At 47.9% G+C, this 15,743-nt stretch carries 14 protein-coding genes; 7 read left to right on the top strand and 7 right to left on the bottom strand.

What is annotated here, in order from left to right:
• Positions 1 to 109: 109 nt before the first annotated feature.
• The 6 genes from T472_RS08955 (at position 110) to T472_RS08930 (ending at position 6,739) form a co-directional block, all read left to right on the top strand.
• Entirely contained in the window at positions 110 to 655 is a 546-nt protein-coding gene (locus tag T472_RS08955) for an NADH peroxidase (RefSeq protein ID WP_023388933.1), read from the top strand.
• A gap of 444 nt (positions 656 to 1,099) precedes the next feature.
• On the top strand, positions 1,100 to 2,278 hold the full coding sequence (locus tag T472_RS08950; protein ID WP_023388932.1) for a BMP family ABC transporter substrate-binding protein: 1,179 nt from the start codon (positions 1,100 to 1,102) through the stop codon (positions 2,276 to 2,278).
• A 125-nt stretch (positions 2,279 to 2,403) separates the two neighbouring features.
• Positions 2,404 to 3,951, top strand: a complete 1,548-nt coding sequence (locus T472_RS08945; protein WP_023388931.1) for an ABC transporter ATP-binding protein — start codon at positions 2,404 to 2,406, stop codon at positions 3,949 to 3,951.
• Positions 3,944 to 5,038, top strand: a complete 1,095-nt coding sequence (locus T472_RS08940; RefSeq protein WP_023388930.1) for an ABC transporter permease — start codon at positions 3,944 to 3,946, stop codon at positions 5,036 to 5,038. Before T472_RS08945 ends, T472_RS08940 begins: the two co-directional genes overlap by 8 nt.
• The gene (locus tag T472_RS08935; protein WP_023388929.1) at positions 5,038 to 5,994 is read left to right on the top strand and encodes an ABC transporter permease; all 957 of its coding nucleotides are present in this window, start codon (positions 5,038 to 5,040) and stop codon (positions 5,992 to 5,994) included. Before T472_RS08940 ends, T472_RS08935 begins: the two co-directional genes overlap by 1 nt.
• 277 nt (positions 5,995 to 6,271) lie before the next feature.
• The gene (locus T472_RS08930) at positions 6,272 to 6,739 is read left to right on the top strand and encodes a phosphate-starvation-inducible PsiE family protein (RefSeq protein WP_023388928.1); all 468 of its coding nucleotides are present in this window, start codon (positions 6,272 to 6,274) and stop codon (positions 6,737 to 6,739) included.
• A 23-nt stretch (positions 6,740 to 6,762) separates the two neighbouring features.
• Here the strand turns inward: T472_RS08930 and larC are convergent, their stop codons facing one another.
• The 6 genes from larC to cbiM are packed head-to-tail and all read right to left on the bottom strand — an operon-like array spanning position 6,763 to position 12,361.
• Positions 6,763 to 8,127, bottom strand: coding sequence for a nickel pincer cofactor biosynthesis protein LarC (larC, locus tag T472_RS08925; protein ID WP_023388927.1), 1,365 nt, complete (start codon positions 8,125 to 8,127; stop codon positions 6,763 to 6,765).
• Entirely contained in the window at positions 8,117 to 8,872 is a 756-nt protein-coding gene (gene larB / locus T472_RS08920) for a nickel pincer cofactor biosynthesis protein LarB (protein WP_023388926.1), read from the bottom strand. The genes larC and larB overlap by 11 nt, the downstream gene beginning before the upstream one ends.
• A 23-nt stretch (positions 8,873 to 8,895) precedes the next feature.
• Positions 8,896 to 9,714 carry an ATP-dependent sacrificial sulfur transferase LarE gene (gene larE, locus T472_RS08915; protein WP_023388925.1) on the bottom strand — a complete coding sequence of 273 codons (819 nt, stop codon included), beginning with the start codon at positions 9,712 to 9,714 and terminating at the stop codon, positions 8,896 to 8,898.
• 49 nt (positions 9,715 to 9,763) lie between these two features.
• Positions 9,764 to 10,555, bottom strand: coding sequence for an energy-coupling factor ABC transporter ATP-binding protein (locus T472_RS08910; protein ID WP_023388924.1), 792 nt, complete (start codon positions 10,553 to 10,555; stop codon positions 9,764 to 9,766).
• A gap of 1 nt (position 10,556) precedes the next feature.
• Positions 10,557 to 11,351, bottom strand: coding sequence for an energy-coupling factor transporter transmembrane component T family protein (locus T472_RS08905; RefSeq protein WP_023388923.1), 795 nt, complete (start codon positions 11,349 to 11,351; stop codon positions 10,557 to 10,559).
• A 17-nt stretch (positions 11,352 to 11,368) separates the two neighbouring features.
• Positions 11,369 to 12,361: a cobalt transporter CbiM gene (cbiM, locus tag T472_RS08900; protein ID WP_023388922.1), complete on the bottom strand. Its 993-nt coding sequence runs from the start codon at positions 12,359 to 12,361 to the stop codon at positions 11,369 to 11,371.
• A 285-nt stretch (positions 12,362 to 12,646) separates the two neighbouring features.
• On the opposite strand from cbiM, the gene T472_RS08895 reads away from it, so the two are divergent.
• Entirely contained in the window at positions 12,647 to 14,119 is a 1,473-nt protein-coding gene (locus tag T472_RS08895; protein WP_023863541.1) for a family 1 glycosylhydrolase, read from the top strand.
• An 88-nt stretch (positions 14,120 to 14,207) separates the two neighbouring features.
• Here T472_RS08895 and thrC read toward each other — a convergent pair whose 3' ends face one another.
• Positions 14,208 to 15,689: a threonine synthase gene (gene thrC / locus T472_RS08890; protein WP_023387739.1), complete on the bottom strand. Its 1,482-nt coding sequence runs from the start codon at positions 15,687 to 15,689 to the stop codon at positions 14,208 to 14,210.
• Between the last annotated feature and the right edge of the window lie 54 nt (positions 15,690 to 15,743).

The raw sequence follows: 15,743 nt of genomic DNA, 5'->3' as shown, positions 1-15,743 counted from the left end.
TAAACTGCGAAGTTTGAGTAAATAATAAAAATTATGCTGAACTATTTACAAATTGGAATAATTATTAAATAATAAATAATATCGATTATATTATAAAGGGGAGATAATTATGAAAAAATTTGTATGCACCATATGCGGCTATATCCATGAGGGGGATGTGCCGCCTGAACAGTGTCCCATATGCAAGGCTCCAGCAAGTAAGTTCATCGAGCAGACGGGAGACCTGTCATTTGCTGACGAACACGTGATTGGTGTTGCACAGGGAGTTGACGAGAGGATAGTTGAAGGACTCAGGGCTAATTTCATGGGCGAATGCACTGAAGTCGGAATGTATCTTGCGATGTCCAGGCAGGCAGACAGGGAAGGGTTCCCTGAGATCGCTGAAGCATACAAGAGGATAGCCTTTGAGGAAGCAGAGCATGCAGCAAAGTTTGCAGAGCTTCTCGGAGAAGTTGTTGCTGCAGATACCAGGAAGAACCTTCAGGTAAGGGTAGATGCAGAGCACGGAGCATGCCAGGGTAAAAAGGATCTGGCGACACTTGCGAAGCAGCTCAACCTTGATGCGATACATGATACAGTACATGAGATGTGCAAGGATGAGGCAAGGCATGGAAAGGCCTTCAAGGGTCTGCTGGACAGGCATTTTGCAAAATAGGCCGTATATGAGGACATGGTGTTTAAGCCGTGTCCTTTTTTTCATTGATCATGAGCAAGTCTTTCATTAAGTACACATCAATGCGAAAATTCGTCAGACTCATTTGGAAAATCAACGCATGACTTCCGTCCGAAATCTACGAACATTGTTAAGAATGGGAATAATCAGCGTACGGAAAATTGGAGACTTTGGCATATTTGTATGGTAAAATGAATGGAAAAATCTCATCTAAACGATTACATTAAATAAATGGATAAATTGTAAAGATTACGAACAAAAAGACTTGCGTGGGCTTTATCATTCGCATAAAATAAAGTCATGGTCATATAAAAATTGCAGGTGGTGCACGGGGAGCGCTATTGAAACACAATCTAAGACAAATATGTATCTGCACTTTTTCTCAGGCTTTAGAACTGACGGCATCATAACTATTAGGAGGGAAACATGAAAAAGATAATCAGCATGATTTCAACACTGGCACTTGTACTTTCCTTCTCCGCAGCTTGCGGAACAAAGACCACCCCGACCACACCAAGCTCTACTGCTGCGCCAACTACAGCACCATCCGCGACAACCGGAGGCAAGTTCGCAGCGATAGCTAAGGGAGACATCAAGGTAGGAGTTATCCATATAGGTAATCCTGCTGACGGCTCAGGATATACCTACGCGCATGACCAGGGAATAGTTGCAATGCAGAAGGAACTGGGGCTTGCAGATAATCAGATTATAAGGAAGAACAATGTAAATGACACAGACCCTACAGCTACTGAGACCGCGGTACGTGAGTGCATAGAAGAAGGCGCCAACGTGATCTTCGCTACAAGCTGGGGATATATGGATACAATGGAAGCTCTCGCTGAAGAGTATCCTGAGATAATATTCTCACACGGTACTGGATATAAGAGCAATGGAACAAACATGAACAACTATTTCGGCAGGATCTACCAGGCAAGATATCTTTCAGGTATAGTTGCAGGTATGAAGACTGAGTCGAACCTCATCGGATTTGTGGCAGCAATGGGACAGGACAATTCAGAGGTTACCGGGGGAATCAACGCATTCGCTATGGGTGTATACTCAGTTAATCCGGATGCCAAGGTATACGTAAAGGTTACAAACAGCTGGTATTCACCGAGTGAAGAGACAAATGCAGCGAAAGCCCTTCTTGCTGAAGGCTGCGATGTCATAGCACAGCATGTCGATACGCCAAACCCTCAGCTTGAGGCTGAAAAGGCCGGAGTATTCGGAATCGGATACAATTCAGACATGTCCAAGGATGCGCCAAAGGCTACACTCACATCTGCTGTATGGAACTGGGGCGCGTACTATACCTGGGCTGTAGAAAAGCTTATCGATGGAACCTGGGAAGGTGAAAACTATTATGGTGGAATGAAGGAAGAGATGGTAGATATCTCCCCTCTCAATGAAAGCATAGTCGCACCAGGAACAAAGGAAGCGGTTGAAAAGGCAAGGGCAACAATACTTGATGGTACATTCAACGTATTTGACGGTGTTATAGAGACTAATGACGGAAAGACAGTCGGTGAAGCTGGAAAGACTCTTGACGACGGAACCATAACAGGAAAGATCAACTGGTACTTCAAGACCGTTACATTGAAATAACGAAGCAGGCAAAGTAAGGGGTGGGTCATCTCTCTGGTTTTCGGATACGAAATGAGATGGTCTGCCCCATAATTCTTTTCATCGTCAAATTACAGGACTGGCAAAATGTGCCAGGGGTCAGAAAGATGGGAGAAAGTATGACGAAAGCAATCGAATCTAATTATGCAATCGAACTGAAGGGGATAACCAAGACCTTCGGAAGCGTGGTAGCGAACAGTGATATCAATCTTACGGTCAAGTGTGGTGAGATACTCGCGCTTCTTGGTGAGAATGGTTCTGGAAAGACTACCCTTATGAATATGCTGTCAGGGATATATTATCCTGACAAGGGCTCTATTTCAGTTGCGGGGAAGGAAGTATCCATAAGCTCGCCTACTGATGCCATAGAGCTTGGCATTGGCATGATACACCAGCATTTCAAGCTGGTTGAGGTATTCAGTGCCATGGATAATATTGTGATTGGAACGAAGGAGAAGCACCTGAAGCGGAAGGTCCTGAAAGAAAAGATATTGGGGATAAGCGAGAGGTTTGGACTTGAGATAGACCCTGAGAACAAGGTATACAACATGTCTGTGAGTGAGAAGCAGACAGTAGAGATAATGAAGGTTCTGTATCGCGGAGCTGAGATCCTGATACTTGACGAACCGACAGCTGTACTAACTCCTCAGGAAACTGAAAAGCTGTTTGCTATCTTAAGGAAGATGAAGGAAAAGGGAAACGCCATAATCATAATAACCCATAAGCTGAACGAGGTCATGGCCATAAGCGACAGGGTAGCGATACTGAGGAAGGGACACCATGTTGCCACTGTAATGACTTCAGAAACAAATGAGAAGCAGCTTACAGAGCTTATGGTTGGAAGACCCGTAAGTCTTGAGATCAACAGACCTGAGACCGTAGACAGGAATACGGTACTCAAGGTCGTAGACCTATCGGTTGAAAATGAACATGGGAACATGGGGCTCAAGAATGTGAGCTTCAGCCTGAAGAGCGGCGAGATCCTTGGAGTTGCAGGAATAGCCGGAAGCGGACAGAAGGAGCTATGTGAATCCATAGCCGGTCTGATGGATATCAAGGAAGGTGCAGTGCTCTACAACAAGAAAAACATAATCGGAATGAGCCCTGATGAGATCATAGACCTTGGAATAAGCATGAGCTTTGTTCCGGAGGACCGTCTTGGTATGGGGCTTGTCGGATCAATGGGCATGGTTGAGAACATGATGCTCAAATCCTACAAGAAGAACCCGGGACTGTTTGTTGACAAGAAACCGGCAAGAAAGCTTGCCGAGGAGCTTATCGAAAAGCTCTGCATCGTGACACCCAACGTTGACATGCCGGTAAGAAGGATGTCCGGAGGTAATGTGCAGAAGGTGCTTCTTGGAAGAGAGATAGAATCAAAGCCAAACGTGCTTATTACCGCCTATCCCGTAAGAGGGCTCGACATCAACTCATCCTACCTTATCTATGACCTGCTCAATGAGCAGAAGGAAAAGGGTGTCGCTGTACTTTTTGTCGGTGAGGACCTTGATGTGCTGCTCGAGCTTTCTGACAGGATCATGGTGCTTTGCCATGGTGAGCTGAAGGGAATTGTTGATGCCAAAACAACAACCAAGGAAGAGCTTGGACTTATGATGACGGGGCGCAGCCTGGAAGGAGTGGATTCAGATGAGTGAAAGGACATTGAAGGCAAGTGAACCGTTCGTAAGAACCGTGAAAAGGGTCGAAAGGTCAAAGGGCGGCATATTCAAGCTCAGGATACTTGCCCTGGTGCTTGCTCTTGTGGCAGGAGGACTGTTCCTCATGTTCATTGGATTCAATCCGTTTGCCCTTTATGCTACGATAATTTCTGGAGCTTTCAGAAGTGAAATGGCAGTACAGGCTACTGTAAAGATAATGATACCGCTGCTTATGGCTTCACTTGGAGTCACTCTTGCATTCAAGATGAGATTCTGGAACATAGGAGCTGAGGGGCAGATCATAATGGGAGCCATTTTCTCCTCGTATTTCGCGCTTTTCCACAATGACTGGCCGCATCTTCTGCTGCTTGCAGTAATGTTTCTGGCTGGATTTCTTGGTGGTGGCCTCTGGGGACTTATACCCGCATTTTTCAAGGCTAAATTCAACACAAATGAGACTCTTTTTACCCTGATGCTAAACTATATTGCCCTTCATACGATATCATTCCTGAGGGATGGTCCGTGGAAGGACCCAGAATCATCAGGATTCCCGAAGATCGCAAGATTTGTGGCAAATGCACAGCTGAACAAGGTTTTTGGTGTTCAGATAGGCTGGGTGATCGGGCTGGTACTTGTAGCAATTGTGTTCATATACCTCAAATACACCAAGCAGGGCTATGAGATAAGCGTTGTTGGAGAGAGCCATGCTACAGCAAGGTATGCAGGTATGAACGTTCAGAGGATAATCCTCCGTACCATGCTGCTTTCGGGTGGTATAGCCGGCGTGACAGGCATGGTGCAGTCTTCAGGCTCTGACATGACCCTTGCGGCGTCAGTCGCAGGAGGTGTAGGCTTCACAGCGATCATAGTAGCATGGCTTGCAGACCTGAATCCAGTCAGCATACTTGTCATATCGTTCCTGTTCAGTGTGCTGGAGAAAGGCTCAAGCGTAATGCAGTCCACCTATGGGCTTTCGACTTACTCGGCTGATGTGCTCCAGGGTATAATACTTTTCTTTGTGCTTGGATGTGAGTTCTTCATAAGATACAAGTTCATATTCCGTGGAAAAGGAGGTGCGAGGTAATGAATATGTTCCTGAATTTCCTTACAGCTGCAGTCCTTGCAGGTACACCGCTCCTGTTCGGTACGCTGGGTGAGATAATGAATGAAAAGTCAGGTCACCTGAACCTAGGTGTGGAGGGGATGATGGCTATGGGAGCCTGTGCAGGGTTCATGGCCGGATTCCTGACAGACAGCCTGGCATTAGCTGTTGTTGCGGCCTTTGCTGCAGGAATGGCCGGGGCTGTTGTATATGCCATCCTGACAATTACATTCATGGCAAACCAGAATGTAACTGGTCTTACTTTGACTATTTTCGGAGTGGGTATCTCCAACTTCGTTGGAGAATACATGCTGACCAGCACCAAGACAACCTCAATGAAGCTTCCGGAGAACATCACGCTGCAGCTGGCGAACCTTAATATACCGGGGCTGAGCTCGATCCCGGTTGTTGGAAAGCTGCTTTTCTCCTACAATCCTTTCGTATATCTCGGTATAGCAATAGCGATCTTATGCGGATTCTACCTCAACCAGACCAAGCTCGGGCTGAACCTTAGGGCTGTAGGCGAAAACCCGGGTGCAGCGGATGCGGCCGGGATAAAGGTCACGAAGCTCAAGTATCTTAATGTGCTCCTTGGAGGCGGTATCTGCGGAATAGGCGGAGCCTACTGCTCCATGGTAATCAATGGCGGCGTATGGATGAACAACAGTGTCAACGGACTTGGATGGATTGCAGTGGCACTTGTAATATTCGCCGCATGGAGCCCGAACAGGGCCATATTCGGCTCCTTCGTATTCGGAGCCTTCAATATCCTCAAATACTACCTTCCAAAGGACATCATAGCCATACCGAACGCATTCTTTGACATGCTTCCTTTCATAATAACGGCATTGGTGCTTGTAATGACTTCTATTCGCAAGGAGAAGGAGAACTCACAGCCGGCAAGCTGCGGTTCGAATTACTTCAGGGAAGAAAGATAAGCCTGAAAAAGAAAGATATGCCTTGAATCAGTTATCAAATGACATGGTTGAAAAAAGGATTTGAGCTAGCTCAAGTCCTTTTTTCTCATCGTTGGTATTGGCGCTGATGCCTGGATCAGCATGCGCATTGCCAAACTGATAATTATTTTGCAATTGCTATGTAAATATTTACAGGTACCCTGGGCTCTGTTATACTCAGAAAAAGCTGCAAGTCAATTTGGTTGGGTGCCAGATCAATCAGTGTGACAGCTTGGATACGAACGAAAGGTGGATATTGATGTACAGCAACAAATCAAAGTTCTATGAGAGGATGTCAAAACGGGTCGCCACAGCAATCAGCAGCATAGAGCTGTTCATTTCAGGGCTTCTTGTAATGGCGGTAATAATCAACTCATGCTTCTTCGTGATCTCCATGTTCAGGGATATCACACAGCTCAAGGAGCTCATAAACTACAACAGCTTCCAGCATTACCTCTCATACCTTCTTCTACTGATCATCGCCCTTGAGCTTGCAATAATGCTCATAAGGCACAAGCCAAACAATGTGGTGGATGTCATGACACTTGCAATAGCAAGGAAGATGCTGATCTACAACACTGAAGCCTATGAGCTTCTTATTGGAGTTGTGACAATAGGCCTGCTATTTGCAATAAAGACATACATACTGAAGGAATCACCAGTAATGGTAAGCAGCCCGCAGCCTGCAAATGAAGAGCAGCGGACAGATGAAAAGGCCTCACCTTAGCTGGTGAGACCTTCCCATTTGAATTATTTTGAAAAGCTTCTTACTGATGCCATGACGCTTTCATAGACTTCCCCATACGGGAGGTCTTTATTTTTGCAGAAATTCCTGATATCCTCATACTCCGGCGAGTATGACTTTTCGCCTTCGAAAGTCGTGACCTTGACACGGGCAGGCCCGAAGGCAGTGTTTATGGTAATGCTTTCGCGCTCCAGGATGGCCCTCTCCATCAGGACCTTCCTTATGCCAATTGAGGTGGTGTTCCTGAATATTACGGACTCCAGCCCTGCCTTGTGAGACTCGCTGCAGATCACGCTCAGCTTGTACGCCGGCCTGTTCTTCTTCATGAATATTGGCGTATAGAAGACATCCTTCGCACCTTCATCAAGAAGCTTCTCCATGACGTAGCCAAGGTTCTCTCCAGTGATGTCGTCGAGGTTTGTTTCAAGAAGCCATACACTGTCTGTTGTTCCTGATATGTTTGATTCTTCAATGATGTAGGCCCTCAGTACATTTGCCTTCCTGAAATCCTTCTTTCCTGCACCAATGCCGATGCCCCGGATCACATACCTGTCAGGCAGATTTTCCTTCGTCCTAAGTGCCGCTGCTATCGCTGCACCAGTAGGTGTTATCATTTCCCCTGATTCTTCGGTTATCCTTATGGGAAGCGAATTGGCTGAAAGGATATTGAGGACTGCAGGAACAGGAACAGGAAGGATTCCGTGCTGACATTTGACATGCCCTGTACCCTCGTACATCTCTGAGACTATGACGTCCCTGATTCCAAGATTATCAATGCACACAGCCGCTGCCACTATATCAACTATGGAGTCTACAGCACCGACCTCATGGAAGTGTACATCCTCTATTCCAAGTCCGTGCGCCTTGGATTCCGCGATAGCCACCACTTCGAATATCCTCTTGGATATTGCCTTGGCACCAGGGGTAATTCCCGAAGAATCGATTATCCTCATTATGTCGTAGAGGTTCCTGTGAGCATGGTCACCACCGTGTGAATGGCTATGACCGTGGTCATGTGAATGGCTATGACCATTGTCATGTGAATGGGTGTGCTCCTTTACTGCGGCCTTGGCTTTGATTCCAGGCGACATTCTGAATGAAGCTGCTGAAAGCTGTTTTTTTGCGGCAGGATTAGGATGTGGATGGGTGTGGCCATGGTCATGTCCGCTTTCAAGTATGACATCGAAATCGCAGGCGTCGATCCCACATTTCTGGGTCCTGCCGATTTTTATATCAAAGCCTGAGACCTTTAGGCTTTCAAGGGCTGACAGAAGGACATCCTTGTCGGCGCCCAGGTCGAGAAGTGCCGCCACTGTCATGTCTCCGCTTATCCCAGAGAAGCATTCAAGGTATAAAGTCTTACCTTCCATTGTATCCCTCCGCAAGTCTGTTTATCTGGGTGCCAAGGTAGCCTGCACCGAAGCCGTTGTCTATGTTGACTACCGATATGCCCTCAGCGCAGGAGTTCAGCATGGTGAGAAGTGCCGAGAGCCCCTGGAAGTTCGAACCATAGCCTACCGAGGTCGGGACTGCGATCACAGGCTTGTCAACCATTCCCGCTATGACTCCTGGCAGCGCTCCTTCCATTCCCGCCACTGCAACTATGCAGTTTGCCTGCGAGATGACATCCATCTTGGAAAAGAGCCTGTGGATTCCTGCAACTCCCACATCAAAGACCCTGAGCACATTGCTCCCGAAGAACTCAGCAGTCTGCGCAACCTCCTCAGCCACAGGGATGTCGGACGTTCCCCCTGTGCATACGGCGATGCAGCCTATCTTCTCAGGTTCTGAGTGGATTATCTTGATTATCCTCGACATGGGATCATATTCAGCCTCAGGTATGACAGCGCTCACAAATTTGTACTGTGCCATTGAAGCCCTTGTACCAAGAACATTGACGCCTTTCTCCATGAAGCTCTGGAAAATCATGAGCAGATGCTCGTCAGACTTACCGCTGCAGTAAATTACCTCTCCGAAGCCTGACCTCAGCTTCCTGTGGTGGTCAAGCTTGGCAAAGCCCAGGTCCTCATATGGCAGCTTCTTGAGCATGTTTTCGGCGGCAGCTATGTCCATTTCATCGGATTTGACCTTTCTGAGCAGTTCCTGTATATCCATTTTGTTACCTCACAATCATTATTTCAGGCCATTGACTTGTCCAGGCCAATATCCATGCTTCCGGACCGGAAGCCTTCCATATCAAGGGTTATGTATGTAAAGCCGAGGCTCTTGAGAGATGCTGTTACCTGATCCCTGTATCCGATGAGCTTCATGAAGTCATCTGCCGGAACCTCAATCCTTGCGATATCCTTATGGATCCTCAGCCTTACGATGCTGAAACCGAGTCCCTTAATGAACTCTTCGCCTTTTTCAATCCGTTCGAGAAGCTCGAAGCTTATCTCAGTGTCATATGGCAGCCTGGTAGCCATGCATGGGGCTGATGGTCTTGAGGCAACCGATATTCCAAGGCTTGATGCGAACGCCCTGACTTCAGCCTTGGTTATTCCGAGCCCGGCAAGAGGAGAGATGACTCCAAGCTCTTTGAGAGCCCTGATGCCTGGCCTGTATACCTTGTGGTCATCGGCGTTCGTACCGTCAATCACATACTTAAGTCCATTTTCCTTTGCAAGATCCAGCAGGTTCGAAAACAGCATGTTCTTGCAGATATAGCATCTGTTCACAGGATTTTTCAGAAGGTCCCTGTTTTCAAATTCATCCACTCTGATTATCGTGTGGATTGCGCCCATCTCTTTTGCCACGCTCTTTGACACCTGTACGTCAGATACCGGATGAAGCCTCGTCTCAAAGGTGACAGCATGGACATCCCTGCCCAGCTCCCTGCCGGCATCAGCTGCAAGCTTCAGGATAAGGCTGCTGTCGACACCACCCGAAAAGGCTATGCATGCACCATCCTTTACAAGCGACCTTATTTCACTCTTGAGCTCTTCAAGTTTTGTCATGTATTCCACTCCTGTCATTTCTTCATTGTTAATTCAAGTAAATGTGCTGTCAGACACTGTAGGTGTGCATATGGTAGTGTACATGGTGTTTGCCTTCATGCTGATGGTAATACTCATCAACAAGATTGACGCTCTTGAGCAGCTCGAATTCCATGAGCAGATCCCTTGTCAGCATGTCTGCGACTATCCTATGGTCCTCGCTGAACAGGACAGCACGCTTAGATATGTTCTGCACGAGCTCCAGGTTGTGGGTTGATGTTATGATTGTCTTCCCGGCCTTGTTAAGCTTGACCAGGAATTCCACAAGCCACCTCTGTGTCCTTGGGTCGAGACCGTTCATGGGCTCGTCAAGTACAAGCACCTCAGGATTTAGTGAAAGTACGCTGGCTATTGCTACCTTGCGTTTTTCACCTCCGCTCAGGTGATACGGCGGCCTGTGCCTCAGGTCTTCAATTCCGAGAAGGGCAAGGCAGTCATTTACCCTCTTCGATACTTCGTCTTCTCCGAGTCCCATCTGCCTGGGGCCGAATGCTATCTCATCCTCTACATCCGCACAGAACAGCTGAGTATCAGAGTTCTGGAAGACAAAGCCTATCTTCTGGTGGAAGCCTTTGGCGAATTTGCTGTCCTGGAGCTTTTTTGATGTGATCTTCTCGCCGTTGAACCTGTATTCGCCCTCGTCAGGTGAAACTATTCCGTTGATGAGCTTTAGAAGGGTTGATTTTCCGCTTCCATTAGCTCCAAGCAGGGCTACAGCCTCGCCTTTGTCGATATGCAGGGTTATATCCCTGAGGGCGGCACTTCCGGAATAAAAATATGAGACTCCATTTATGTCTATCATTTCAGACCCTTCCCAAATAGATGAATGTGAGCACTAAGCCGATGTTTGCAAGCATGTAGGCATAGTCCGCAAGACCAAGCCTTATTCTGCCCGATTTCTTGTATTCTCCAGTGAAGCCCCTGCATTCCATTGCGCTGTACATGTCCTCAGCCATCTCCCTGGATTTTACGAACATACTGCCGGCTATCCCTGAGATTGATTGATACTTGCCCTTGTCCTTGCCAACTGACCTAAGCTTGAGGGCATAGAGCATGTTTAGCGAGAATTCGCCGAGAAGGACAATGTATTTGATGGTTATGTCAAGGACGAGTATGAATATGTCGGGGACACGCAGTACCTTGAGGGCACCTGTTATGTCATTCCATCTCGTGGTGCGTGAGAGGAGATTCACAGCTGTGACTGTGGCGAATACCTTTCCTGTCAGCATTACCGCATTGCTTCCGCTTCCCCAGGTTATTGCCGGGATAAGCATCACGAAGGTGAAGGCTGCCATGATAAGGCTTATCCTCAGGACTCTTATGATCGTGCCTGCATCCTGAAGACAGAGGACTACAAGGAGGTATACGTTGACTACAACCACGAACGTGAAGTTTTTTGCAAGTGAAACCATGAGGGCCAGGATAAATGTGAATATGACCTTGAGGTTGGCATCGATTATGTACTTGCCTTCGTTTTCCCTGCCCTGGCTTTTTATCCTTGAAAGGATCCCGAGGATTGACAGGATGCTTTTCCCGATGAACCCGTCCTTATCCCTATCCGGAACATAGTCCTCTTCCTTAATAAGCCATTCAGGCATTTACCTTGCCTCCTTCATCAGCGCTTGTTCTCCCCGCCTTTGAGGCTTGAGAGGACCTTGAACATTATAATAAGGATAGCTGCTCCTGCAGCTGCTGACAGGACATATCCCGCAGTATCTGGTAGCCCGTTTATGACATAATCAGGCATTATCGCTTCGAAGCTGAATCCGTTTTTCATACCTTCAGGAACATAGCCCAGGGCCTTTCCGTCAGAAATGACGGTGCTCAGCTCATCAATGCCCCATTCTCCCCACGCTGTCCCTGTCGCGAGCAGTCCCAATGGTGTCAGGATGACGAGTGCCGCCACCAGTCCGTATATGGCCCTGGTCTTCTCCCTTGCCCCCTCATAGATCATGGAGGGTGAGACCTTCCTGATGAATGAGTATATCGCTACAGTAAACCCGGCTTCCACGAATCCTGCCACAAGAAGGTGCGGAATCATGATTGCAGGTACTGACACCGACAGGGGATAAGGGTTGTAAAGCGGCTGACCTGCAGCGCTCTTGAACAGCAGCGGCTGGATTCCGAACATGATTGCGGTCGCAAGCGCAGCTGCATTGAGACCGATGTAGGATCCAATGGCGATCGCAAGGTATTCACCCTTTTCAGACCGGGTACGGTCCTTTATGAACCTGTATACCCAGTAGCCAAGGAACGGGAGAATGAAGGCGATATTGAAGCTGTTTGCCCCGAAAGCCAGTATCCCGCCGTCTCCGAAGAGGAGCGCCTGGATAAGGAGTGCCACCGTAACTGAAATGCATGCAGAATAGGGGCCTAGCAGTATGGCGAGAAGGGTACCTCCCACTGCATGACCAGTTGTACCGCCGGGAAGCGGAACATTGAACATCATGAGAAGGAATGAGAAGGCGGCACCTATTCCAAGAAGGGGGATCCTGGCCTTGGTGACCTCTTCCTTAACCTTCCTTACTGACCTGTGCCATACTGGCACCATGGCTGTTGTCACTACTGCACAGGTTTCCGGGCTGAGATAATTGTCGGGTATATGCATGTTTAGTATCCTCCCCAAAAAAATAAATCCAGAAAGAAGCTATCTACTGACAGCTGGTTTCTGGATTCGTCCATTTCAAAATCAATTTCAATCGATTCAATGTGCCTTCGTGACACATTTAAAGGATAACATTTGGTATGACCATCGTCAATAAGCTGATGTGAAAACGTTGAAGTAATCCTCATTCCCCGGCATGGATTCCAAATAATGGAAATGAACCTCAGGATATATGAACGTCAAAGTTTATGGTTTAGAATGGGCATATGAATAAATGGAGGTGCAAGGATGCCAAACAGAAGATTTCCCGAGGGTTTCCTATGGGGTGGAGCTACTGCTGCAAACCAGGTCGAGGGCGGATGGAATGAAGGCGGAAAGGGAATAAGCGTTTCCGACTGCGCAAGGCACCATCTTGATGTGGACGTGACAGACTACAGGAAGCATAATGAAATTACGACAAGGGATGTGGAGGAAGCTCTCAAGTCCGATGATGACTCGCTTTATCCAAAACGCCATGGTTCCCAGTTCTACCATCACTACAAGGAAGACATAGCGATGTTTGCCGAAATGGGCTTCAAGGTATACAGGCTGTCCATCGCCTGGTCCAGGATATTCCCCAATGGGGATGACAGGGAGCCTAATGAGGAAGGTCTGAAGTTCTATGACAATGTGTTCGACGAGTGCAAAAAGCACGGGATAGAGCCTCTTGTAACAATGTCCCATTACGAGCCTCCGATAAACCTCACGCTGAACTATGACGGATGGTATTCAAGGGAAGTGATCGGCTTCTTCGAGAACTATGTCAGGACCATATGCACAAGATACAGGGATAAGGTCAGGTACTGGCTGACATTCAACGAGGTTGACTCAATGATCAGGCATCCATACACGACAGGCGGACTTATAGAGGACAGGTTCCAGGGAAAACTCTGGGAGGAAGTCATATTCCAGGCGATGCACCACCAGTTTGTCGCAAGTGCCCTGGCAACAAAGATATGCCATGAGATCATTCCTGGTTCGAAAGTAGGCTGCATGCTTACAAAGCTTACCTACTACCCATACACCTGCAAGCCCGAAGATGTGCTCAAGTCCCAGCAGGACATGAGGGCGCTGTACTGCTACAGCGATACCCAGGTGTTCGGTGAGTATCCTTCATACCTGCTCGCAAGGTTCAGGAACAAGGGGATAAACATAAGGAAGGAGCCCCAGGATGACGAAATCATGAAGAGCTATCCTGTTGACTTCGTTTCCTTCTCCTACTACATGTCATCATGCACTGCAGCCTCCACGGAGGGTCTTGATGTGACAGCTGGAAATACGGTTATTGCTATAAAGAATCCATATCTTCCTTCAAGCGACTGGGGATGGCAGATTGACCCCATCGGACTTCGTATCTCCATGGTAGACCTTTACGACAGGTACAGGAAGCCGCTGTTCATCGTTGAGAACGGACTTGGAGCCAGGGATACCGTGAACGAGGATGGGACCATAGACGACCAGTACAGGATAGACTACTTTGACGCTCACTTCAGGACCATGCTTGACGCCATCGAGTACGACGGTGTCGAGTGCATGGGGTATACCTCATGGGGATGCATCGACCTGGTGTCGGAATCCACCAAGCAGATGTCCAAGCGATACGGCTTCATTTACGTGGATTGTGATGACCATGGAAACGGGACCTACAGAAGGATCCCCAAGAAATCCTTCCACTGGTACAAGAAGGTCATAGAGTCAAACGGGGAGTTCCTGTTCAGGTAAGCTCGGCAGCAAAAAATGAGATATTCGTATCTGAATGAAGAAAGCCCCTGACTCACAGTCGGGGGCTTTCAGATACTGACTATTGTTTCTACTTAAGTATGATCTTCCTTACGATATCCTTCATCCCGTCCACCGGCACCACGGTGCCATGCCTGACCGGTGCATCCTTCAGCTCATGGATGGCCTTTGGAATGGCTACCTTGGATACAGCGTTTAGCGTGTCGATAAGGGAGTCGTCGGTTATGTCCTCCGGCAGACTGCCGAGTGCATTCAGGACAGCTTCAGGGAACTTGTAGGGGCTTGCAGTTGATACTATTACGCAGGGCGTATTGTCGCCGGTCTTTTCGACATACTTTTCGTAGCTTCTTGATGCTACTGCTGTATGAGGGTCCATTACATATCCGGTCTCCTCGAAAACCTTCCTTATCTGGTCCATGGTTTCCGCTTCATTAGCATATTCTGCAGCGAAGTCACCGAAGTTCGCCATGATTTCAGGACCTACGGTGTAGATGCCTGTTGACTCGAGGCTTCCCATGAGCCTGAGGAGCTCCCCTGTATTGTTCCCTGTTGCGTGATACAGCATCCTTTCAAAGTTGCTGGATATCAGTATGTCCATTGACGGGGATATCGTAAGTACGAATTCCCTGTTCCTGTCGTAGGTGCCTGTCTCGAAGAAGTCATAAAGCACCTTGTTGTCGTTTGAAGCGCAGATGAGCTTTCCTATCGGGACTCCCATCATCTTCGCATAATATCCGGCGAGTATGTCGCCGAAGTTTCCTGTTGGAACGCAGAAGTTGAGGCTTTTACCGGCTTCTATCCTGCCTGTCTCGACTTCCCTCAGGTATGCCCATGCATAATAGACCACCTGCGGCAGAAGCCTTCCTATGTTCATGGAGTTTGCGCTTGAAAACTGGAAGCCGTTCCTTTCCATTTCATTCCTGAGCTCATTGTCATTGAACAGCTCCTTGACCTTGGTCTGGGCACTGTCGAAATTGCCTTCTATAGCTACTACGTGGGTGTTATCTCCCTTTTGTGTGACCATCTGGCGCTCCTGTATCGAGCTCACCCCGTTCTTCGGATAAAATACTATTATGCTCGTACCAGGTACGTCAGCAAATCCGGCCATGGCGGCCTTTCCGGTATCTCCGGAAGTTGCAGTGAGGATCACTATGTCCTTGTCACTCTTGTTCATGACAGCTGAGGTCTTCATGAGGTATGGGAGTATTGAAAGGGCCATATCCTTGAAGGCAATTGTAGAACCGTGGAAGAGCTCCATATGGTCTACGTTCCCTACACTGACCACAGGCGCCATACCCGGATCATCAAACTTCTCATCATATGCCCCGTTTATGCAGGCCCAAAGGTCTTCATCGCTGAAATCGTGAAGGTATGCGGACATTATCTCGAATGCCAGCTCCTGGTAGCTCATTTTGCCAAGGGTTTCAAGGTCTTTTCCAAGCCTCGGGAATGAGACCGGGACGAACAGGCCCCCATCTTCAGCCAGCCCCTGCAGGATAGCCATCGAAGGTGAAACGATATTGTTCTCATCTCTGGTGCTTTTGAAATCCATAATTTCTCTCCTGTTTCTTTGACGATTTTGAAGTTTATCTAGCTTCAACAAATC

The organism is Youngiibacter fragilis 232.1 (assembly GCF_000495435.3).
Lineage (GTDB): Bacteria > Bacillota > Clostridia > Clostridiales > Clostridiaceae > Youngiibacter > Youngiibacter fragilis.
This window is presented reverse-complemented; position numbering and strand designations above follow the sequence as displayed.

Coding starts and splice junctions, on each gene's coding strand:
- larC (WP_023388927.1), bottom strand. CDS start 8,127: ATGGAAGGTAAGACTTTATACCTTGAATGCTTCTCTGGGATAAGCGGA.
- thrC (WP_023387739.1), bottom strand. CDS start 15,689: ATGGATTTCAAAAGCACCAGAGATGAGAACAATATCGTTTCACCTTCG.
- T472_RS08910 (WP_023388924.1), bottom strand. CDS start 10,555: ATGATAGACATAAATGGAGTCTCATATTTTTATTCCGGAAGTGCCGCC.
- larE (WP_023388925.1), bottom strand. CDS start 9,714: ATGACAAAACTTGAAGAGCTCAAGAGTGAAATAAGGTCGCTTGTAAAG.
- T472_RS08935 (WP_023388929.1), top strand. CDS start 5,038: ATGAATATGTTCCTGAATTTCCTTACAGCTGCAGTCCTTGCAGGTACA.
- T472_RS08955 (WP_023388933.1), top strand. CDS start 110: ATGAAAAAATTTGTATGCACCATATGCGGCTATATCCATGAGGGGGAT.
- T472_RS08940 (WP_023388930.1), top strand. CDS start 3,944: ATGAGTGAAAGGACATTGAAGGCAAGTGAACCGTTCGTAAGAACCGTG.
- larB (WP_023388926.1), bottom strand. CDS start 8,872: ATGGATATACAGGAACTGCTCAGAAAGGTCAAATCCGATGAAATGGAC.
- T472_RS08895 (WP_023863541.1), top strand. CDS start 12,647: ATGCCAAACAGAAGATTTCCCGAGGGTTTCCTATGGGGTGGAGCTACT.
- T472_RS08930 (WP_023388928.1), top strand. CDS start 6,272: ATGTACAGCAACAAATCAAAGTTCTATGAGAGGATGTCAAAACGGGTC.
- T472_RS08945 (WP_023388931.1), top strand. CDS start 2,404: ATGGGAGAAAGTATGACGAAAGCAATCGAATCTAATTATGCAATCGAA.
- cbiM (WP_023388922.1), bottom strand. CDS start 12,361: ATGCATATACCCGACAATTATCTCAGCCCGGAAACCTGTGCAGTAGTG.
- T472_RS08905 (WP_023388923.1), bottom strand. CDS start 11,351: ATGCCTGAATGGCTTATTAAGGAAGAGGACTATGTTCCGGATAGGGAT.
- T472_RS08950 (WP_023388932.1), top strand. CDS start 1,100: ATGAAAAAGATAATCAGCATGATTTCAACACTGGCACTTGTACTTTCC.